A 20,575-nucleotide genomic window follows, 5' to 3' on the forward strand; every position below is an offset into this window, starting at 1 on the left:
TGGACTCCTGTTAGCCCTTCACCGCGCCCTGCATCAGGGCGGCGACGAACTGGCGCTGGAAGAGGAGGAACAGCGCCACGGTCGGCGCCAGGATGAGAAGTGAGCCGGCGCAGAGCAGCGGAATATCAGTGCCCCATTGGCCCTGGAAGGCGCCGAGCGCGCCGGCCATGGTGCGCTGCATCGGGTCCTGAACCAGGACCACGGGCAACAGGAACTGGTTCCAGGTCCAGAGGAACAAGAGGATGGTGAGCGACATGATCGCCGGGCGCGCCAAAGGCACCTGGACCAGCCAGAATTCCTTCCAGCGGGTTGCACCGTCCAGTTGCGCCGCCTCGGTCAAATCATGCGGTACATTGAGGAAATGGGCGCGCATCCAATAGACGGAGAAGGGCATATAGAGCCCGATCAGCGGCAGGATGATCGCAAAGCGCGTGTTGAGAAGGCCCAGCGCCCGCACTTCATAGTAAAGCGGGGTGATCACCGCCTCGAAGGGTAGCGTCAGCCCGAAGACAAAGACGAGGTACAGCCACTTGTATTTGTTGGTCGTGAGCTTCGCCAGGCCATAGCCGGCCATGGTGGCGATCAGCACCGAAATCGGCACCACGCCGAGCACGATCAACGTGCTCGAGAGCAGCAATTGATCCATCTTGGCCACTTCGAAGGCCCGGACGAAATTGCCCCATTGCGGGTCGGCCGGCCATTGCAGGCCATTGGGATAGGTGCCCTGCGGCGCCAATGCAGCCGAAAGCATGGAGAGGAACGGCAAGAGCGTCACGATCATCAGCAGGATGATGAGCGAGCGAGCGATCAGCGTGTTGGGAGTGGTGGTAGCGGTAGCTGTCATTTCTTGTCCCGCGTGAACCACTGGACGGGCGCAATAGAAATCAACACCAGAACCATCAGCACGATGGCCAGCGCCGAGGCGAGGCCGACCTGCCGGTGGGCAAAGGCCAGGCGATAGATTTCAAGCCCCGGCACGGTGGTGGTGATCCCCGGCCCGCCTTGGGTGGAGATATAAACAATGTCGAAACTGGCCAGCGCCGCGATCACGGTTACGGTGATGCAGACGCCGATTTCCTGGCGCAGGCCCGGCAGGGTGATGTAGCGGAACTCGTGCCAGGGGCGCGCGCCGTCGAGCCGCGCGGCCTCATAAAGGCTGGGATCGATTTTGGTGATGCCGGTGACCAGCAGCATGGTGCACAGCCCCAGCAAAACCCAGGCACCGATAATGCCCACGGCCGGCAGCGCCCAGACGAAGTCGCCCAGCCAGCCGCGCGCCCAGCTCGATAGCCCAATGGCCTTGAGGGTCTGGTTGACCAGGCCCGTGGAGGCAAACATCCAGCTCCAGGCGATGCCGGCTGCGACCAGCGGGATGACCTGGGGCAGGAACAGCACCGTGCGGGTGATGGTGCCGAAACGCCCGGCCATATGGCTGCGAATGGCCGAGGCCACCGCCAGGCCGAGAACGACCGGGATCAGGGTGAAATAGAGAACCAGCTGGAAGGCATTGCCGATGATCTGCAGCAGGTCCCGGTCGGTGAGCACGGTGATGTAGTTGGTAAGGCCATGGAAACTGGCCTCGCCAATCCCGTCCCAGCGGAGGAAGGAATAATAGAAGCTCATCACCAGCGGCGCGAGCACGAAGGCGGCGTAGGCGATGAAGGCGGGCGCCACGAAAAGCCAAGCCGCGGTTCTGGTCTTGCGGCTCCCGCGCGATGGCGGGAGCCGCTTTGATGTGGGCAGGGCGTCCGGAATGGACGTCGTCTTGTCAGTCATGGTTCATTCCGGCCGCTCTAGGGCAGTTTCGGGCGATAGATTAGCGCGAAAGCTGGGTTTCGTACTCTTCCTGCACGGTTTCGAGCAGGCCCTCGGGGGTCTGCTGTCCACCCACCATCTTTTGCAATTCGGGCGTCCAGCCTGCCGCAAAGATGGCGCCGGTGGCATTGGCGATAAAGTCCATGGCGCCATTGTCCTCCGCCAGGGTCTGGCCGGCGGCCAGCGAGGCTTCGGTCACCGAACCGGGTTCGACCGCCGGCATGGGCAGATCGGTCGGGCCACCGGGGTTGGAACCACCGACAGCGACATTGATCTTGCGGGCCTCTTCATTGGTGGCCACCCAATCGAGGAAGAAGGCAGCGCAATCCGGATTGGCCGCGTTGGCGGCAATGCCAAAAGTCAACGGTGCCGACATGGTGGCGTGACGGCCACCCTCCTCTTCGGTCGGCATGATGAAGAAGCCGAACTTACCCGGTGCATTGGCGTCGAGATTGCCCGACTCCCAGTCGCCATTGAACATGAACAGGCCCTCGCCCCCCATGTACCGGCTCATCATCTGGAAATATTCGATGGCATTGGCATCGGAGGGGAAGTAGCCCGCCTTGATCCATTCATCCAGATGCCGGGCCGCTTCCAGGTTCTCGGGCGTGTCGATGGTCGCGCCTTCCTTCTGGAAGATCCAGTCATTGATCGGCTCGGGCGCGCCATAGGCCCCCATCAGGTTCTGCAGCGGGAAGGCCAGGCCTGCGGTGCCCTTGTTCCACTGCATGATGGGCTGGATACCGGCTTCCTTGGCGGCGGCCATCAGGGCATCAAGCTCGGCCAGCGTTTTGGGAGGCTCTGTCATGCCGAGCTGGGCCGCCAGTTCCTTGTTGTAGAACACGCCGGTCATCGAATAATTGAGGCCCATGGCGTAGAGCGAACCGGTACCGCGCGGACGACCACCCTCTTCGACACGCAACTGCACGAGTTGGCCGGCAGGGAACGCGTCCCAGCCGAATTCGTCGAAATAGCCGTCCAGATTGAGCAGCAGGTCGTTGGCGACCAGGTCGGTCAGCGAGGGCAGACGGATCAGGTCGGGCGCATTGTCCTCGGCCAGGATGCGCGGCGAATTCTCCATCATATTGGCGAACTGGTCTTCCTTGATGTCGAACGTGACATTGGGGAACTGCTTGGTGAACTCCTCTGCCAGACGTGTCGGCAATGGAAAGCCGGTTTCAAAATAGGAATTGAGCACGACCGGATCGGTGCCGCAGCTCGGTGCGGCCAGGGCAGCACCCATCAGGGCGCTGGTGGACAGGCTCAGGGCGGCAATGCGAAGTGCGTGGCGGGATGAATTTCTCACGACTACCTCCTCCAGGGTAAAGTCTGCAGTGGATATTTCCGTCTGCTAAATGGATTTAGCGCATGAGCGCGAGGCGGTGTCAATATGCCGCCCGCGCCTGGCGCGGCGACTAGACGACCTTGCGCAGAGCTGAGATGATCCCAGTTGCGCGCTGGTCTTCCGGCCCCATCATCCAATTGGTGACAAAGCCGAAACCGATCTGGCGCGCGGGATCGGCAAAGCCAACCTGCCCCCCTGCGCCATCATGTCCGAAACAGCCTTCGCCGAGGTAGCGGCGGGCTTCGGAATCAAGCTGGAACCCGTAGCCCCAGCGGGAATAAGGCGGATCGCCGCCGAATACCGAGACACCCTCGCTCTGGGTGCGGGTGGCCGTGGCGATGACCGCGTCATCGATCAGGCGGATGCCCCGGGTCGGTACAACGGTGGCCGACCATATGGTCGCCAGCGCCTTGGCCGTGGCCACGCCCCCGGCGCCGGGAATCTCGGCGGCACGAATGCGCTGGCGGTTGAAGCCGCCATCATCGGTGACCAGATCGGCCGGCAGGGCGTCGCCCAGGGTCATGGCCTTGTAGGGCCAGTTCGGCGCCGGCTTTTTCGCCTCCTCGGCCCAAAGAGCCGACAAGGGGGCACTGACCTGCAAATGTGCGGGGCGGTCTGCCAGGGCATCCGGCAACCCGATCCACGCGTCGGCCTCCAGAGGATCTGCGATCAACTTACGAAAATATGTGCCAGCAGACTTGCCGGTGACCCGGCGGACCAGCTCTCCGGTCAACCAACCATGGGTCAGCGCGTGATAGGCATAGCCTGTGCCGATGGGCCAGAGCGGCTCCTGCGCGACCATGACAGCCGCCATGCGGTTCCAGTCGACAATGTCATCCTCGGTCAGGTTCTCGCGCGGGGCGGAGAGACCGGCTTGATGCGCCAGCGTCTGACCAACAGTGATATTGGCCTTACCGGCCCTGGCGAACTCGGGCCAGTAGCGGGCAACGGGGGCGTCGTAGTCAAGCCGCCCATCCTGCACGAGACGGGCAATCAGGATCGACATCAACCCCTTGGTACAGGAGAAGACGACCGACGGCGTCTCCTGGACCCAAGGCCGCCCGGTGCGCTCATCGGCGATGCCACCCCAGAGATCGATGACGCTCTGCCCGCCGACCCTGACATGCAGCGCCGCCCCCATGGTGGGCCGCTCGGCGAAGGACGCCGCAAAGGCGTCTGCGACAGTCTCGAAACCGGGTTCGACCGAACCATGCACTTCAATGGTCATTGCGCGCAGACCTCAAGATAGCCGTCGGAATTGATGGAGATCGGCAGCGGATCGCAGATGCCGCCTTCGAATATGCCGTTGGCGCTGACATTGTTGAACGCCAGCAGTTGCGGTGCCCCTCGCCTGTCGACGGCGATCCGGCCGGCATAGAGCCGTTCATCCACAAGCAGTCGCGCGGCGCTGAAATCCACCTGGCCGGGAAAATCGCCGACGGGCAGGCTCCAGATGCCGCCGATGCCGCCCGCCCGCGGGCCACACAGCTTGGCGCTGTCGCAGCAGAAAACCAGCTGATTGCCGCCGCTGATCCTGATCAGCTGAAACACTTCCAGATGTGCAAAGCCTGATCCCGTGACGCTCAAGGGCGGCTGCACCTCCCAATTCGAGAGATCGGTGGAAACCGCGTGCCCCATCACCCCCCGATCGGGCTCGGCGCCATCCTTGCCCCGCGCGGTAATGAGCATGTGCCAGTGCTGATCAGCCTGCTGCCAGAAGACCCACGGGTCGCGCCAGGCCTCTTCTGGCCAGCTCGAGGTCCCCAGCGCCTCATAGAACCGGTCATCGGCCACGCAAACGGGGCCCGGCTGCTTGTTCCAACTATGGAGATCGGCAGAGGTCGCCAGCCCCACCGTTTCGACATTGGCATGGCTGTCAGGCGAGAGGAACCGCGAGCCGGTATAGAACATGCGCCAGAGCCCATCGGGTCCGCGCACCACGCTGCCCGTCCAGGTCGCACTGCCGTCAAAACTGCCCGGCGCCCCGGCATCAAAAATCCGGCCATGGTCGGTCCAGTGGACGAGATCGGCAGAAGTTGCGTGACCGATTCGGGCATTGCGGTGCCGCAAATGGGGATCGCCAAGCGCTTTGGGAGCATGGAGATAGTAGAGATGAAAGACCGCACCGTCGTCGGCGAGCCAGAAATCCCACACCCAATGATCCGGCAGATGGAATGCCACTCCTCAAGCCCCTTTCCGAGGTCTGTGCGATGCCGCTCTCAGGAACGGCTTTGCTAAATCCATTTAGCACATGCTATGCTCCGTTCAACTTGTCAAGCGGGGGACGCATGGCTATCCAATCCAAAAGCGGCAACGCGGCCGGGGGGACTGCAGGTCATTGGGAAAAAAGCGTGTAACACTGGCCGATGTGGCGCGTCTGGCCGGGCTGTCGACCACCGCCGCCTCTATGATTCTGACCGGCAGGCCCGATACGCGCCTGTCACCGGAGGCCCACAAGAAGGTGCACGACGCCGCCGCCAGCCTTGGCTACCGGCCCAATGTCGCCGCGCGCGCCCTGCGCACGGACAAATCACGGTCCATTGCCTTCATCTCCGACTATGTCGCCACCACCCGTTTTGCCAGTGGCCTGATCCGGGGCGCCCTGGCCGCCGCCGAAGAAGCCAAGCATGTGATGCTGCTGCTGGAGACTGGGGGCGAGCCGGCCCGCGAAATACAGGCCGTCGAGGCAGCGCTCGACCGGCAGGTGGACGGCCTCATCTTCGCCGCCATGCGTGCCCGCGAAGTCTTCGTGCCCGATATGGCAATCAACGTCCCTGTCGTCATGCTCAATGGCACCAGCGCCCGCTTTTCCTCCTCCGTGCTGCCCGATGAGTATCAAGGGGGTCGAACCGCGGTGGAGTTCCTGGTCCGCGCCGGTATACGGGACGACATCGTCCTGCTCGGCCACAATGCACAGCAGGAAGAGGGTCTGTTCCGCTCCGAAGCGATTTCCAACCGCCTCAGGGGCATTCGCGATGCCATGTCCGACGCCGGAATGGCGTTCCTGGCCGAGGTCAGCTGCTGGAACTGGGAACCCAATTTCGGCTACGAACTGACGCGGAAGGTCCTCAAGACCCATCGCCCCCGCGCCCTGCTCTGCCTCAATGACCGCCTCGCATTTGGCGCTTACCAGGCGCTGGGCGAAGCAGGCCTCCGCATCCCCGAAGATATTGGCCTGGTCTCCTTCGACAATGACGAGATCGCCGGCTATCTGCGGCCCGGCCTCACCACCATAGGCCTGCCCCATGAGGATATGGGACACAGGGCCGTGCAGCGCCTCCTTGAGGGGCCGCTCACGCCCGGGGCCGACCTGCTCGCCATGCCCGCCATCTGGCGCGGTTCGCTGCCCGAAAAGCAGGCCTAGCGCCGCCTACCGCAACCCCAGCTTGCCCAGGCGATAGTCGAGGCTGGCGCGCGTCAGCTTGAGCTCCCGCGCCGCGCGCGAGACATTGCCGCCATTGCGCTCCAGCGCCTCGCGATAGATGGCGCGCTCCATATCCGCAAAGGATTCCGGCTTGGCCCGTGCCCCGCCGGTACTGTCGTCGGTGAAGGGCAACTGGTCGATCCGACCGTCCTGCGACAGGCGCACCGAAAAGGGTGGCAACAGCTCCGAGCCGCTGAACAGGTGCACCACATCGATATGACCGTCATTGTCGGCATAGACGGTGCCGCGCTCGATCAGGTTCTGCAATTCGCGGATATTGCCCGGATAGTCGTATTTGAGCAGTGCCTCCGTGGCCCTGCGGGTAAAACCGAGGATCTTGCGGCCATGGCGCGCCGAATAGAGGCGGAGGAAATGCGCCATCAAGAGGGGGATGTCGTCGCGCCGCTCCCGCAACGGCGGGATCACGATCGGGAAGACGCAGAGGCGGAAATAGAGGTCCTGCCGGAACCGGCCGGCGGCCACTTCCTGCGCCAGATCGACATTGGAGGCGGCCACCACGCGCACATTGACCGAAATGGTACGGCTGCCGCCGACGCGTTCAATCTCCCGCTCCTGCAGGGCGCGGAGCAGCTTGCCCTGGGCTGAATAGGCGAGTGAGGCGACTTCGTCGAGAAACAGCGTGCCGCCGCCGGCCCGCTCGAAATATCCGGCGCGGGAACTGGTGGCGCCCGTAAAGGCCCCCTTGTCGACGCCAAACAGTTCCGATTCCACCAGATTGTCGGGAATGGCCGCGCAATTGATGGCGATGAACGGCCCATCCGCGCGGCTGCTCATTTCGTGCAATTGGCGCGAGAACAGCTCCTTGCCCACACCGGATTCGCCCACGAACAACACCGTGGCGTCGGTGGCGGCCACCTTTTGCAGCAGGTGCCGCGTGCGCACGAAGCTGGCTGAAACCCCCACCGCCACATCGCCGTCATCCGGAGCGGTCGGCGTTGCCTCTGTGGTCTCCGGAGCCTGCCGGGAAACGGCATAGCTCCTGCGGTTCTTCCAGGTCAGGCCGAAATATTCCCGCTCTGGCGCGTCCTTCTCCCAGGCTTCCGCATTCTGCCCGATGACCGTGCAGCTTTTGGCCCCCATGCCAACGCATTCCACCTCGCGGAAGATCACAGGCTTGCCAAAAAGCGTGCTCGTATAGCCAGAAGGATACCCGGTCTGCAGCCAGCACACCGGCTGGGTCGAAATCCCATAGCTCGCCAGATGCTCGGCCGCCTCGGAGGAATCGTCCCAAAGAAACTCGCCGAAATAGGTGCCCTTGTCGCCATCAAACTCGAAATGTTTGGTGGTGACCTTGACGAAGCCTTCAAGCGTATGGACGCGTGGACCGGCCGCCAGCGCATGGGTCAGGTCTTCATTGGGCCAGCGCTTCTGGATCAGCTCGGCATCACGCACGCCCTGCATATAGCCGATGCGCATGAACATGGCGCGGGCCGTGTCGGTCCCGAAGGCGTCGATGATCTCCTCCCGCATGCGGCCCAGCACCGAGGACTGCATCAGCACCACCCGCTGGTCATTGAGCCAGATGCGCCCATCGCCCAGGGCGAAATGCAAAACCTCGGTCAGGTCCTCGAAAGTGGGGGCCGCCCCGGTCTCGAGCTCACTGCTCGCCCCACGTGTCAGGATGCCCTTGGCCTGCCGCGACGCCTCCGCGAGCGATATCAACCGGTCTGCCGTTTTCATTGTCCACCCCTCCACCAGACCAAGAATTCATCATTTCATGAACGCACGCCAGCAATTTTCATGAAATTCGTGAGTTCATCAGCACCAGCTTGATGATTTGGAGTGATCCTCCCATCGCCCACCACTATGCCAAACCCCTGAGATCACCCGAATTTGGCGAGCCGCCACGGCCTTCCCGCGAAGTTTGGCACGGGCTTTGCAATTCTGCCGCCAAGCCCGTTTGAGGAATCGGGTGTGGGAGGACATCGACCGATCCGGTCTGTGTGATGCTGAAACGGCAGGCGAAAAACCGCTTGCGCGTCAACGTTATCGGCTTGCCTGAAAGGCGAGATCGCCACCTTCACCCACCCTCCTTCGCGGCATCCGGCTTTCGCCCGGAACCACAAACACGCCGCTGGCCGGCAACAGGAGGAGCACGACATGAACATTCAGAGCCCCAATTTCATCGCGGTCGAGAAATGGACCGGCAAGGCGCTGTTCAGCGACTGGCAGACCACTGGCGCTGGCGCCATCGAGGTGCGGGACCCGGCCACCGATGCGCTGCTGGCCAGTGTCGGCCTGGGTGGACCCGCCGATATCGCTCGCGCCGCAGCGGAGGCGAAGCAGGCCCAGCGCGCCTGGGCCAAGACGCTGCCCACCGAGCGCGCCGCCATCCTCAACAAGGCGGCTGACCTGCTGGTCGCCAATGGCGAGGAACTGATCGGCTGGATCATGCGCGAAAGCGGCTCCATCCAGCCCAAGGCCAGCATCGAAATCGAGCACGGCGCGCTCTTCATCCGCCATGCCGCCAATCTGGCGACCCTGCCGACCGGCCTCGTGCTGTCCGGCTTCGACAATCGCACCAATTATGCCAAGCGCGTGCCGCATGGCGTGGTCGGGGTCATCTCGCCCTTCAATTTCCCGCTCGTGCTTTCGGTGCGCGCCATTGCGGCTGCATTGGCGCTCGGCAATGCCGTCGTGCACAAGCCCGATCCGCGCACGGCCATCAGCGGCGGCATCATCATTGCTCGCATTTTCGAGGAAGCGGGCCTCCCCAAGGGCGTGTTGCAAATCGTCCCGGGCGGCGCCGATGCCGGCGAGGCCATCTGCACCGATCCCAATATCGCCATGGTGTCCTTCACCGGCTCGGCCCGTGGTGGCTCCAAGGTCGGCGAACTCTGCGGCAAGCATTTGAAGAAAGTGCAGCTCGAACTGGGTGGCAAGAATGCCCTGATCGTGCTCGATGACGCCGATCTCGACGTAGCTGCGTCAAACGCTGCCTGGGGCGCCTTCCTGCACCAGGGCCAGATCTGCATGGCCACCGGCCTGATCCTTGCCCACAATTCAATCGCCGAGGCGCTGACCGAAAAACTGGTTGCCAAGGCAAGCCACCTGCCGGCCGGCGATCCGTCTTCGGGACGCGTTGCCCTCGGCCCCATCATCTCGGACGGGCAGGTCGCCACCATCCAGGCCATTGTCGATGACGCTGTGGCCAAGGGGGCGAAGCTCCTGGCGGGCGGCACACATGACGGCCGCTTCTATGCCGCCACAGTGCTCGATGGGGTCAAGCCCGGCATGCGCGCCTTCGAAGAGGAAATATTCGGGCCGGTCGCCTGCATTGTCCGCTTCGCCTCGGACGAGGAAGCCATCGAGATCGCCAATATGTCCGACTATGGCCTTGCCGCGGGCGTGATCTCGGCCGCCTCCGGCCGCGCGCTGGCGCTGGGCGAACAGCTCAATGTCGGCCAGCTCCACATCAACGACCAGACAGTCAATGGCGGTCCCTTCGCCCCCTTTGGCGGGCGCGGCAAGTCCGGCAATGGCAGCCGCATCGGCGGTCCGGCCGACATCGAGGAATTCACCCAGTGGATGTGGATCTCGGTCAAGGACCAGGCCACAGCCTACCCGTTCTGAGCGCCACACAGGAGAGAATGACCATGAACCTACAAGGCAAGACCATTGTCATCACCGGCGCCTCCTCGGGCATTGGCGGGGAGGTGGCGCGCCTCGCCCGCTTCTCGGGCGCCCGCGTTATCGGCATGGACCGCAACGACCCGCTCATCACGCTCGATGGCTTCGTCAAGGCTGACCTCGGCGATCCCGCCAGCATTGACGCCGCGATTGCGGCCCTGCCGGACAGCTTCGACGGGCTGGTGAACGCTGCCGGCGTGCCGGGCACAGCCGACAAGGACCTGGTCGCGCGGGTCAACTATCTCGGACTGCGCCACTTCACCGAAGGCGTCGTTGCTCGCCTGACCCCCGGCGCTTCAATCGTCAACTTTGCCTCTGTTCTCGGCGGCGAATGGCAGCAGCGGCTGGCCCTGCACAAGGCGCTGGCGAGCACGAACAGCTTCGCCGAAGGCGCGGCATGGCTGGCGGATAACCTGGTGCCGCAGGAGACCTGCTACCAGTACTTCAAGGAAGCGCTGATCGTCTGGACCTTCGCCCGGGCGCAGGAGCTGTTCCTCAAGTCGGACCTGCGCATGAACTGCGTCGCGCCGGGCCCTGTGTTCACGCCCATCCTCGGCGACTTCGTCACCATGCTGGGCGAAGAGCGTGTGGCCAATGACGCCCCACGCATGAAGCGCCCCGGTTTCGGCGACGAGATCGCGCCGCCGGTCACCTTCCTGCTCTCCGACGCTGCCCGCTGGATCAACGGGATCAACCTGCCGATCGACGGCGGGCTGGCCTCCACCTACGTTTGAGGTGGCGCCATGTCCAAGGAACAGCTCGACTTCATCCTCAGGCTCAGCGCAGAAAACCCGCCCCCGGCCAATGCCACACCGCCACAGATGCGGGAATGGTTCGAGGCTATTAATGCCCAGACCCCGATAGCCGAAGGGGCGATGATTGAGACGATCTCGGTGGGCCCCTGTCCAGCCGAACTCGTCCGTCTGCCAGGCAGCGACGAAAACCAGCTGGTGATCTACTACCATGGCGGCGGCTTTCTCTTCGGCTCACCCCGGTCGCACCGCACCATCGCCACCCACCTGGCCAAGGTCAGTGGCGCGACGGTGCTCAGCGTCGACTACCGGCTGGCGCCCGAGCATCCAGCGCCGACAGCCCATGACGACGCCTATGCGGCCTATTTCTGGGCGCTTGAGCATGGCTATGCCCCGGCCTCGATCGTCCTCAGCGGTGACTCGGCCGGCGGCAATCTGGCACTAAGCACGGCCGTGCGGGCGAGGGACAATGGTGTTCCTCTTCCATCCTGCCTGGTGCTGATGTCCCCGGCTTTGGACTTCGCCAGCGAAGGCGAGTCGCACCGCACCTTGGCTGACGCGCCACTGGTCAATCGTGAACTGATGGGGCTTTTCAACGCCGTCTATATCGGCGCCGGCGACCTCCGCTCACCCCAGGTGACACCATTTTACGGCGACGTCTCCGGCCTGCCGCCGGTGCTGGTCCATGTCGGCTCCTGGGAACTGCTCCGCGACGACAGCATCACCATCGCCGATCGCATCAATGCTTCGGGTGGCAGCGCCGAACTCAAGGTCTGGGAGGGCATGTGCCACTCCTGGCAGCTGTTCGCGCCCATGCTGGAAGAGGGCATGGCCTCCATCGAGGAGGCGGGGGGCTTTATGCGCCGCCATACGGCCTGACATCTCGACTGCTGCGGGCCGGTTGGGAGGCCGGGCCGCATGCCGCTCACATCCAAGGGAGGAAACCATGAGCACCTATAGGACCATTAGCAGCCGCAATGTCACGCGGCGCCAGTTCATCAAGTCGGCGACGGCCGCGGCCGGCGGCGCCGCCGCCATGCTGGCCGTTCCCGCCAGTGTCCGCTCTGCCTTTGCGCAGGGTGACGAGGTCATCCGTGTCGGCTTTGTCGGCCCACGCTCGGGTCCCTTGGGCGTGTTCGGCGAAGGCGACGCCTTCCTCGTTGAACAGTTCAACGCTCATATGGCCGATGGCGTACAGGTCGGCGACAAGCGCTATGGCATCCAGCTGGTGCTGGCCGACACCCAGTCCGATCCGGTGCGTGCCAGCCAGGTCGCCAAGGACCTGATCAATGGCGAGGCCATCGACCTGATGCTGGCTTCCTCGACACCCGAAACGGTCAATCCGGTGGCCGATGCCTGCGAGGCGGCCGGCGTACCCTGCCTCAGCACCACCGCGCCCTGGGAGTCGTTCTATTTCGGCCGTGGCGCCAAGCCGGGCGAGCCCTCCCCGTTCAAGTGGACCTACCATTTCTGCTTTGGCGTGGGCAATTTCGCCACCCTTTATGCCGACCAGTGGAGCAAGGTGGAGACCAACAAGACGGTCGGCGTGCTGTTGCCCAATGATGCCGACGGCAATGCCATTCGCGGCCTGCTCCTTCCCGAGCTGGAAAAGGCCGGCTTCACCATCGTCGATCCGGGTCCGTACGAAAACGGCACCGCGGACTTCTCCACTCAGATCAATCTGTTCCGCGATGAAGGCTGCGAGATCTTCAACACCTTCCCCTTCCCGCCCGATTTCCCCGTGTTCTGGCGCCAGGCGGCACAAAAGGGCCTGGCCCAGCAGATCAAGATCTGCCAGCTCGCCAAGGCCGGCCTGTTCCCGGCCGAACTCGAAGCCATGGGATCGCTCGGCTATGGCCTGCACGCTGGCGCCTATTGGCACAAGCTCTTTCCCTTCTCCTCGCCCTCGACCGGCATGAGCAGCCGGGTGATCGCCGAGGGCTACGAGGTGAGCGTGGGCAAGCAGTGGAACCAGCAGGTGGGCGCCAATGCCTCGTTGCTCGACGCTGCCGTGGCTGCCCTGGCCAGTTCCGGCAACCCCAAGGACAAGGCCGCCCTCGCCCAGGCGCTCTCCGTGCTCAAGGCGGAAACCGCCGTCGGTCTGGTCGACTTTACGGCCGGACCGGTGCCCAATTGCGCCACGACCGGCGTCGTGGGCGTGCAATGGGTCAAGGCCAGTGAAGGGGCCTGGGAATACGATCTCAACATCGTCTCCAATGCCGATCATCCCTTCGTCCCGACCACGGCGGACATGACCGCCTACACATTGCAGGGCTGACCATGAGCTCGGGTCCGACGACTGACCAGCCCATGCTCGAGGGCAGCGGCATCGAAAAATACTTTGGTGCCTTCAGGGTGCTGAAGGCCGTCGACTTCGCGGTCGCGCCTGGTGAGGCGGTTGGCATCGTCGGCCCCAATGGCGCCGGCAAAACCACACTGTTTGGAGTTCTGGCGGGGGCGCTCCCCCCCTCCGCCGGGACGGTGCGGTTTGCCGGCACCGATCTGACCGGCACCGGAGCGGCGTCCCGGTGCCGGTCGGGCATTGCCCGCACCCACCAGGTGCCGCGCCCCTTCCTGGGCATGTCCGTATTCGAGAACACCCTGGCCGCCGCCCGCTTCGGCGCCGGGCTGGGCGAGCGCGCCGCCGCCGACTGCGCCGCCGAAGCACTGGAGCGGACCGGCCTGATGCATCACGCCAACCGGCCCGCGGCGGCCCTCGGGCTGCTCGATCGCAAGCGGCTCGAATTGGCACGCGCCCTGGCGACCCGCCCGCGCGTGCTGCTGCTTGATGAAATCGGCGGTGGCTTGACCGAGGCCGAATTGAACCTGCTGGTTGCCCTGATCGGCCAGCTCAAATCCGACGGCCTGACCATCGTCTGGATCGAGCACATCCTGCATGCCCTGGTCCGCGTCATCGACCGGCTGGTGTGCATGAGCGCCGGCGCGGTCATCGCCCAGGGGCGCCCCGAGGTGGTGATGGCCGATGCCGAAGTTCGCCGGGCCTATCTCGGAGGCGGCGTGGCATGACCCTGCTATCTGTCACCAATCTTGTGGCCGGGCATGGCCTTCTGACCGCCGTGCGCGAGGTGAGTTTTTCTCTCGATACCGGCGAGGTGCTGGGGCTGATCGGGGCCAATGGCGCCGGCAAGACCACCCTGTTCCGCACCCTGGCCGGTGTGCACCCCGCCATTTCCGGGACCATTCTGCTCGACGACGTCGAGGTCACGGACAGCTCCGCTTTTCGCCGCGTTGCACGTGGCATTGCCATGGTGCCCGAGGGGCGACGGCTCTTTGCGGAAATGAGCGTGCGCGAAAACCTTCTGGTCGCCGGCGAGAACGGGCGGCGCGGCCCCTGGTCGCTGGACGGTGTCCTGGCCGCCCTGCCGGCCCTCGCGCCTCTGCTCAACGTCCCCGCGGGCGGTCTCTCGGGCGGACAGCGGCAAGCCGTCGCCATCGGCCGGGCCCTGATGAGCAATCCCAAGGTGCTGCTGCTCGATGAAGTGTCTTTGGGGCTCTCCCCCGTGGCCATTGAGGGACTTTACGAACAGCTTGAAGGACTGAAGCGCCAGGCCGACACCGCCATGATCGTAGTGGAGCAGGATCTGGACCGCGCCATGGGCTTTTCCGACCGCGTGCTCTGCATGCTCGAAGGCCGCATCGTTCTCGAGGGCGATCCGCAGGCGCTGGGCAAACAGGCCATCACCGACGCCTATTTCGGCCTTGCACATCTGGAGGTCACCCATGCTTGACGCATTGATCCAGGGCATTCTGCTGGGCGGCTATTACGCCATCCTCGCAGCCGGCCTGTCCCTGATGTTCGGCGTGGTCCGCTTCATTAACTTGGCCCATGGCGATCTTGCCATTCTGGGCGCCTATCTGGTGCTCTTCGCCGTGGAAGTGCTCGGCCTCTCTCCCTGGGTCGCTGTTGCGGCAACCTTGCCCATCATGGCCCTGATCGGCTGGCTGCTGCAGGCGACCTGGTTCGCCCGCACCGTCAAAGGCGGCTTCCTGCTTCCGCTCCTGACCACGTTTGGCCTCGGTGCCGTGCTGCAGAACGGCATGTTTGGCCTGTTTGGTTCGGACACGAAATCCCTGGGTAATCATATCGGCAACCTCTCCTGGGCCAGTTGGCAATTGCCCTTCGGCATCAGCGTCGGCCAATTGCCCGTGATCACCTTCGTGGTGGCCGTCACCGTCCTGGGCACCTTGCAGCTCGTCCTCAGCTTCACCCGGCTTGGTCGCGCAATTCGCGCCACCGCCAGCGACCCCGAGGCCGCCGAACTCAGCGGCATCGATGCGCGCGCCGTCCATCGCGCAGCAGCCGCCATTGCCGTTGCTCTGGCAGGCCTTGCCGGTGCCTTCCTGGCCATGCGGGCGCTGATCAATCCTTATGCTGGGCCGGCCCAGTTGATCTTCGCCTTCGAAGCCGTGGTCATCGGCGGCATCGGCTCGCTCTGGGGCACGCTCATCGGCGGCATCGTCCTGGGCGTCGCCCAGAGTCTTGGCGCCACCGTTTCGGCGCAGGGATTCCAGCTGGCCGGTCATCTGGTGTTTCTGGCCGTGCTGGGTGTCCGCCTCTATCTGGCCCATAGCCGCAACCTGGGTGGCTGGCGCAGCCTGCTGCCCGCGCTCAAGCCAGGAAGAAAGCCCGCGGCCCGGCTTCAACACGCCACCAGCGAGGGTCGGTCATGACACATTACAATGTCGAGCGTTGGACCCGTTCCGGGCGCCTCACCGTCGGGGCTGCTCTTGCCGGCCTTGTCGTCCTGGTCCTGCTGCCTGCCTTCGCCAGCGGCCTTGTCATCGACAAGCTGACCACCCTGTTTATCTATATTCTACTGGCCGTCATGTGGAACCTGCTCGCCGGCTATGCCGGGCTGGTCTCGGTCGGCCAGCAGGCCTTTTTCGGCGTCGGCGGCTATCTGGCGCTGCGGCTGGTCGACGCCGGCCTGCCGCCCTATCTGGCCCTTATTGCAGGGGCTGCGGGTGCCGGCATTGCCGCCATTCCCATCTCCACCTTCGCCTTGCGCCTCAAGGGTGGAGAGTTTGCCATCGCCATGTGGGTCATTGCCGAGGTGCTGCGCATCCTGGTGATGTTTGATCCCCTGGTCCAGGGCGAGACCGGCACATCGCTTCTGGCCCTCAACGCCTATGATCCGGAGCTGCGGCGCAACCTCACCTATTGGCTGGGTCTGGGCGGGCTGGCGCTCATGCTCGCAGGCACCTTCTGGTTGCTGCGCAGCCATATCGGCGCTGCGGCACAAGCCATTCGCGACGATGAGGACGCGGCCGCGTCCATCGGTATCGATGTGATGCGCATCAAGCAGATCATCTTCGTCCTCGCCGCCTTCGGCTGCGCCCTGGCCGGCACCATCTGGCTGGCCAGCGCCATCACCTTCCTGCCGCGCACCAATTTCGGGGTGCAATGGACCGTGTTCATGCTGTTCATGGTTCTTGTGGGCGGCCTCAGAACCTTCGAGGGGCCGATCATCGGCGCCCTCATCTTCTTCCTGCTCCAGGAAGTCTTTGGAAATCTGGGGGTGTGGTACCTGGCTGGCCTCGGCGTGGTCGCCGTCGGGTTCGCCCTTTATCTCCCGGCCGGCCTGTGGGGCAGCTGGCAGCAGCGGAGCGGCCTGCAGCTTCTCTCAGTCAATGTCGTGCTCAGAAAGTCCGGGCAGTCGACCGAAACACCCTGACCACCGCGCGGCAGGGCGGCGATCGACTGGTTAGCTGTCGTCGCCGTCCGCTGCCGGCTCGACCAGCCGCACATCGGTAACATCGGACAGGGCAACCTTGTTCTTGCCCACGGTCAGCATGGGCTCGGAACCTGAGAAGTCCACGCCGGTGACAATGCCCACCGAAGAGGTCGAAACCTTGACCTCATTGCCCGCCAGGTTCGTACCCTTGATTTCGATGGTATAGATGCCGTCAGGCTTGGTATTGCCATCCGAGCCAACGCCATCCCAAAGGAAGCTGCCGGGTCCGGCATTGAGCGAGCCGGTTTCGGTATAGACCACGCTGCCGGCCGAATTCTTGATGGTCACTGTGGCATTGGCCACATTGGCCTCAGCGCTGTAGGCCCAGAAGGCACCGCCGTCCTTGAGTTCGGCCGTTTCGCCCGAAGCAGACACCTGCTTGCCGATATAAGAGACGGCGTCGGCGCGATAGCTCGTCTGGGTGTTGAGCAGCAGGGCCTCAAGGAATTCATTGGTCTTGAGTTGCTGCTCGACCCCGGTGAACTGCACCAATTGCTGCGTGAACTGGTTTGTGTCGAGCGGGTCGAGCGGGTTCTGGTTCTTGAGCTGCGTGGTCAGAATCGACAGGAAAGTGTCGAAATTTTCCGCAATCGTCGACCGTGAGCCCGAAAGGGCACTGGTATTGGACGAACCTGAAACGCCATCGACGGCCATGGCTGCAACTCCTTACGCGATAATGTTGACGCCGCTGGCCTGCAAGGCGCCGCGATAGAGATTGACCATGGGCGCGACGTCCTCAGCCTCGCTTCCGGTCAATCCGTTGTCAGTGGTGGCCGGACCGCCATTGGCCCCGTCCTGCCCCTTGCCCTCACCCATCTGTCCCTGCTGTCCGGCAAAGGGATTTTGCTTGAGGGAGAATTCGAGATTGGTCTTGGCGCCATCCAGCCCGGCCTGCTGCAGGGCACGCTCCAGACCGCGCTGGTCGCGTTGCATCAAGTCCAGGGTTTCCGACTTTTCCACGACCAGCCGGGCATTGACCTGCCCCGCCTCATTGATATCGAGCCGGACATCGATGCGGCCCAACTCGGGCGGATCGAGCCGGATCTGGAACCGCGTATTGCCGTCCTGCACCTGACGGGCCAGTTCGAAGGCAATCTGCGGCAGGTTGAGCTGCTGCTGGCTGGTCTGATAGCCCGCCTGGATGATGCGCGGATTGGCTGAAGCGTCCACCCGCATGCCCGCGGGCTGCTGTGCGGAGGCATCCGCCGATGGCGCCGCGGTATTGGAGGCATCCGTCGGTGCCGAGGCCGCAAAGGCCGGCGCGGCGCGGGTCTCCCGGGTCGTCGGCTCATTGCGGTCGCGACCACGCTCGGCAGTGGATTGCCCGCTGGCATCGCTTCGTTCGTCCTGTGCCTCCGCCCGCGCGGCCGCCGCATTGGTCTGCGTGACCTCTGTCGTCTCAGCCGTTTCGGCAGCCTTGCCGGCCAGCACCGGCTCGGTAAGCTTGAGCGCGGGCATTGCCAGCGCCGGCTCTTCGGGCACTGCAGCGGCCTGCAGGCTGAGGCCGGCAGCAAAGCGGCTGAGGGCCGCCTCGATTTCAGCGTCGAGCGGCTGGCCCGGTGTCATGCCCAGCGAGGCGAGCTTGTCGGAAGGTACCTCGCCCTCGGCCAAAGCGGCGAGCAGCGCACCCAGCCTGTCCCCCAGGGCCTTTAACAATCCCTCGGCCGTGCGCGCCTGTTCGTCGGCCACGCCATCCGCCGCAGACTGCGCCGTGGCCAGGGAGTCCGCCAGCGGGGCCAGCAATTGTGTCAACGCGCCAGCCAGGCCAGTTTCGTCGGCCCCTGTAGTTTCCAGCAGGGCGGCAAAGTCGTCGGGTATGGCGAGGTCATCGAGAGTGAGACCGAGGGCATCCGCCAGCCCGGTCAGCGCCGTCTCCACCTGTGCCAGCAATTCCGGATCGAGCGGCTCACCCTGGTCGAGGCTGGCCTTGAGGGCGCCGAGCGCCTCTACAAAATCGACCATGGGCTTGGGATCGGCGGTGACCGCAGGGAGAACCGGGCCGTCAAGAACAGCGGCAAGGGCGTCCGGATTGTCGGAATTCTCACTGGCACCATCGCCCGGCTCGCCGTCAATGGCGTTCTGGAGCGTCAGCCGGAACAGGCCAGCAAGGCCACTATCGCCGCCTTGGCCGGACGTGGCAGAGGCGAGGCCGGCCGGTGCGTTGGCGGCAATGGTCTGCGCGTCCCCGCCCGCCAAAAGCGCGGCAAACAGCCCGAGCAAGCCCTTGGGCTCGCTGGTCGCGTCCTGCGCACCCGCCTGCTGGCCGGCAAAGGCCCGCGCCGATGCGCTGGGGCCGCTGATAATCGTCAGATGTGAAGCCACGTGGGCGCCCCTGAACAAACACTCATCCGGCCTATGCGATGCAAGAGCCTTGCCAATCCGTATTGTCAGAAGAAATTGTTTTATATCATTGGATTAGTTGGTCGGGTCTCATCCGGGCCGCAGCGCCTCGGGGCCAGTCCTGCCGGGCAGGCGGCAAAAGCTGCCGGGTGCCGCGATGGACAGGCGGGGCACTTTTGCGTATGGAAGCGCCACACAGTAGCCGCTGGCCCTTGACCCCAACCGGATACGAGAAAAGATGTTGAACTCGCTTGATATTGCCAAGCGCCCGGAGGACACGCGCGTCGTCGTCGCCATGTCCGGGGGCGTGGATTCCTCCGTCGTTGCCGGATTGCTCGCCCGCGAGGGCTATGAAGTGGTGGGCGTGACGCTCCAGCTTTACGACCATGGCGAAGCCATTCACCGCAAGGGCGCCTGCTGTGCCGGGCAGGATATCCACGATGCGCGCCGCGTCGCGGCCAAGCTGGGCATTCCGCATTACGTGCTCGACTATGAAGAGCGCTTCAAGAATGCGGTGATCGAGCCCTTCGCCAATGCCTATCAGCAGGGCGAAACGCCGGTGCCCTGCATCGCCTGCAACCAGAGTGTGAAGTTCGTCGACCTGATGACCGTGGCGCAGGATCTCGGCGCCGACGTGCTGGCCACCGGCCACTATGTGCAGACGCGCTTGGGGGAGGATGGCAGGCGCCACCTGTTCCGTCCGGTCGACAATGACCGGGACCAGTCCTATTTCCTTTTCGCTACCACCCAGGACCAGCTCGATTTCCTGCGCTTCCCGCTCGGCGGCATGGGCAAGGCCGAAGTGCGCCAGCATGCGCGCGACATGGGTCTGGAAATCGCGGAAAAGCACGACAGCCAGGACATCTGCTTCGTGCCGCAGGGCAAATATGCCGACATCATCGCCAGGATGCATCCCGAAGCCCTCAGCAAGGGCGAGATCGTGCATCTTGATGGCCGTGTGCTGGGCGAGCACGAGGGCATCGTTCATTACACCATCGGCCAGCGCAAGGGTCTGGGGATCGCCGCGGGCGAGCCGCTCTACGTGGTCAAGCTCGATCACCGGACCGGTCGCGTCATCGTCGGCCCGCGCGAGGCCTTGAAGACGCATACGGTGCGCCTGCGCGACGTCAACTGGCTGGGCAGCCTGCCGCTTGCCGAGGCCAGCGCCGGCAATGGCGCCCCGGTCGAGGTCAAGGTGCGTTCCACCCGCGGCCCGCAGCCGGCGGTGATCCAGATGCGGGACGGCGATGTCTATGTAACGCTCGTTTCGGGCGAATACGGCATTTCCCCCGGCCAGGCCTGCGTCTTTTATGCCGATGACAGCGAAACCAGCGAAGTGCTGGGCGGTGGCTTCATTGCCGAAGCGGTGCCGCAGGCGCTGGTAGCTTAGAGCCGTCCCGCAGGGCAAATCGCTCCTGTCTAGCGGTGGGATGCTAGAAAGGCGTAGCGGACGGCATCCCGCAACGCTCCCGGGGCTTACCCCGTCCATTGG

General features: G+C 64.3%; 18 protein-coding genes. 10 read left to right on the top strand and 8 right to left on the bottom strand.

Annotated elements, in window-relative coordinates; translation table 11 throughout:
- Positions 1-10: 10 nt before the first annotated feature.
- The 5 genes from QZ564_RS09645 to QZ564_RS09665 all read right to left on the bottom strand — a co-directional run bounded on the left by QZ564_RS09645 (position 11) and on the right by QZ564_RS09665 (position 5,341).
- On the bottom strand, positions 11-844 hold the full coding sequence (locus QZ564_RS09645) for a carbohydrate ABC transporter permease (RefSeq protein ID WP_297108493.1): 834 nt from the start codon (positions 842-844) through the stop codon (positions 11-13).
- Positions 841-1,776, bottom strand: a complete 936-nt coding sequence (locus tag QZ564_RS09650) for a sugar ABC transporter permease (RefSeq protein WP_297108496.1) — start codon at positions 1,774-1,776, stop codon at positions 841-843. Before QZ564_RS09650 ends, QZ564_RS09645 begins: the two co-directional genes overlap by 4 nt.
- A gap of 40 nt (positions 1,777-1,816) precedes the next feature.
- The gene (locus tag QZ564_RS09655) at positions 1,817-3,121 is read right to left on the bottom strand and encodes an extracellular solute-binding protein (RefSeq protein ID WP_297108498.1); all 1,305 of its coding nucleotides are present in this window, start codon (positions 3,119-3,121) and stop codon (positions 1,817-1,819) included.
- Between the two features lie 109 nt (positions 3,122-3,230).
- Complete coding sequence (locus QZ564_RS09660) at positions 3,231-4,388, bottom strand: serine hydrolase domain-containing protein (RefSeq protein WP_297108501.1); 1,158 nt, start codon at positions 4,386-4,388, stop codon at positions 3,231-3,233.
- The gene (locus tag QZ564_RS09665) at positions 4,385-5,341 is read right to left on the bottom strand and encodes a hypothetical protein (RefSeq protein WP_297108504.1); all 957 of its coding nucleotides are present in this window, start codon (positions 5,339-5,341) and stop codon (positions 4,385-4,387) included. The genes QZ564_RS09660 and QZ564_RS09665 overlap by 4 nt, the downstream gene beginning before the upstream one ends.
- 157 nt (positions 5,342-5,498) lie before the next feature.
- Between QZ564_RS09665 and QZ564_RS09670 the strand changes: the two genes are divergently transcribed.
- Positions 5,499-6,524 (top strand): LacI family DNA-binding transcriptional regulator, encoded by a 1,026-nt coding sequence (locus tag QZ564_RS09670; protein WP_297108507.1) that lies wholly within the window; start codon positions 5,499-5,501, stop codon positions 6,522-6,524.
- 6 nt (positions 6,525-6,530) lie between these two features.
- Here QZ564_RS09670 and QZ564_RS09675 read toward each other — a convergent pair whose 3' ends face one another.
- Positions 6,531-8,285: a sigma-54-dependent Fis family transcriptional regulator gene (locus QZ564_RS09675; protein ID WP_297108509.1), complete on the bottom strand. Its 1,755-nt coding sequence runs from the start codon at positions 8,283-8,285 to the stop codon at positions 6,531-6,533.
- Between the two features lie 420 nt (positions 8,286-8,705).
- Here QZ564_RS09675 and QZ564_RS09680 point away from each other — a divergent pair, with 420 nt between their 5' ends.
- The 8 genes from QZ564_RS09680 to QZ564_RS09715 all read left to right on the top strand — a co-directional run bounded on the left by QZ564_RS09680 (position 8,706) and on the right by QZ564_RS09715 (position 16,683).
- Positions 8,706-10,178 carry a benzaldehyde dehydrogenase gene (locus QZ564_RS09680; protein WP_297108512.1) on the top strand — a complete coding sequence of 491 codons (1,473 nt, stop codon included), beginning with the start codon at positions 8,706-8,708 and terminating at the stop codon, positions 10,176-10,178.
- Positions 10,179-10,201: 23 nt separating this feature from the next.
- Entirely contained in the window at positions 10,202-10,969 is a 768-nt protein-coding gene (locus tag QZ564_RS09685; RefSeq protein WP_297108517.1) for a coniferyl-alcohol dehydrogenase, read from the top strand.
- Positions 10,970-10,978: 9 nt separating this feature from the next.
- The gene (locus QZ564_RS09690; RefSeq protein ID WP_297108519.1) at positions 10,979-11,866 is read left to right on the top strand and encodes an alpha/beta hydrolase; all 888 of its coding nucleotides are present in this window, start codon (positions 10,979-10,981) and stop codon (positions 11,864-11,866) included.
- 67 nt (positions 11,867-11,933) lie between these two features.
- Positions 11,934-13,265 carry an ABC transporter substrate-binding protein gene (locus QZ564_RS09695; RefSeq protein WP_297108524.1) on the top strand — a complete coding sequence of 444 codons (1,332 nt, stop codon included), beginning with the start codon at positions 11,934-11,936 and terminating at the stop codon, positions 13,263-13,265.
- Positions 13,266-13,267: 2 nt separating this feature from the next.
- Positions 13,268-14,014, top strand: a complete 747-nt coding sequence (locus tag QZ564_RS09700) for an ATP-binding cassette domain-containing protein (protein ID WP_297108527.1) — start codon at positions 13,268-13,270, stop codon at positions 14,012-14,014.
- Positions 14,011-14,736: an ABC transporter ATP-binding protein gene (locus tag QZ564_RS09705; RefSeq protein ID WP_297108530.1), complete on the top strand. Its 726-nt coding sequence runs from the start codon at positions 14,011-14,013 to the stop codon at positions 14,734-14,736. Before QZ564_RS09700 ends, QZ564_RS09705 begins: the two co-directional genes overlap by 4 nt.
- Complete coding sequence (locus QZ564_RS09710; RefSeq protein ID WP_297108533.1) at positions 14,729-15,679, top strand: branched-chain amino acid ABC transporter permease; 951 nt, start codon at positions 14,729-14,731, stop codon at positions 15,677-15,679. Before QZ564_RS09705 ends, QZ564_RS09710 begins: the two co-directional genes overlap by 8 nt.
- The gene (locus QZ564_RS09715) at positions 15,676-16,683 is read left to right on the top strand and encodes a branched-chain amino acid ABC transporter permease (protein ID WP_297108536.1); all 1,008 of its coding nucleotides are present in this window, start codon (positions 15,676-15,678) and stop codon (positions 16,681-16,683) included. The genes QZ564_RS09710 and QZ564_RS09715 overlap by 4 nt, the downstream gene beginning before the upstream one ends.
- A gap of 30 nt (positions 16,684-16,713) precedes the next feature.
- Here QZ564_RS09715 and QZ564_RS09720 read toward each other — a convergent pair whose 3' ends face one another.
- Complete coding sequence (locus QZ564_RS09720; protein WP_297108539.1) at positions 16,714-17,397, bottom strand: flagellar hook assembly protein FlgD; 684 nt, start codon at positions 17,395-17,397, stop codon at positions 16,714-16,716.
- 12 nt (positions 17,398-17,409) lie between these two features.
- Positions 17,410-19,065 carry a flagellar hook-length control protein FliK gene (locus tag QZ564_RS09725; protein WP_297108542.1) on the bottom strand — a complete coding sequence of 552 codons (1,656 nt, stop codon included), beginning with the start codon at positions 19,063-19,065 and terminating at the stop codon, positions 17,410-17,412.
- A 256-nt stretch (positions 19,066-19,321) separates the two neighbouring features.
- On the opposite strand from QZ564_RS09725, the gene mnmA reads away from it, so the two are divergent.
- Positions 19,322-20,473 (top strand): tRNA 2-thiouridine(34) synthase MnmA, encoded by a 1,152-nt coding sequence (mnmA, locus tag QZ564_RS09730; RefSeq protein ID WP_297108546.1) that lies wholly within the window; start codon positions 19,322-19,324, stop codon positions 20,471-20,473.
- Positions 20,474-20,575: the final 102 nt, after the last annotated feature.

Origin of the sequence: uncultured Devosia sp., assembly GCF_913055165.1 — a bacterium.
Classification (GTDB): Bacteria; Pseudomonadota; Alphaproteobacteria; order Rhizobiales; family Devosiaceae; genus Devosia.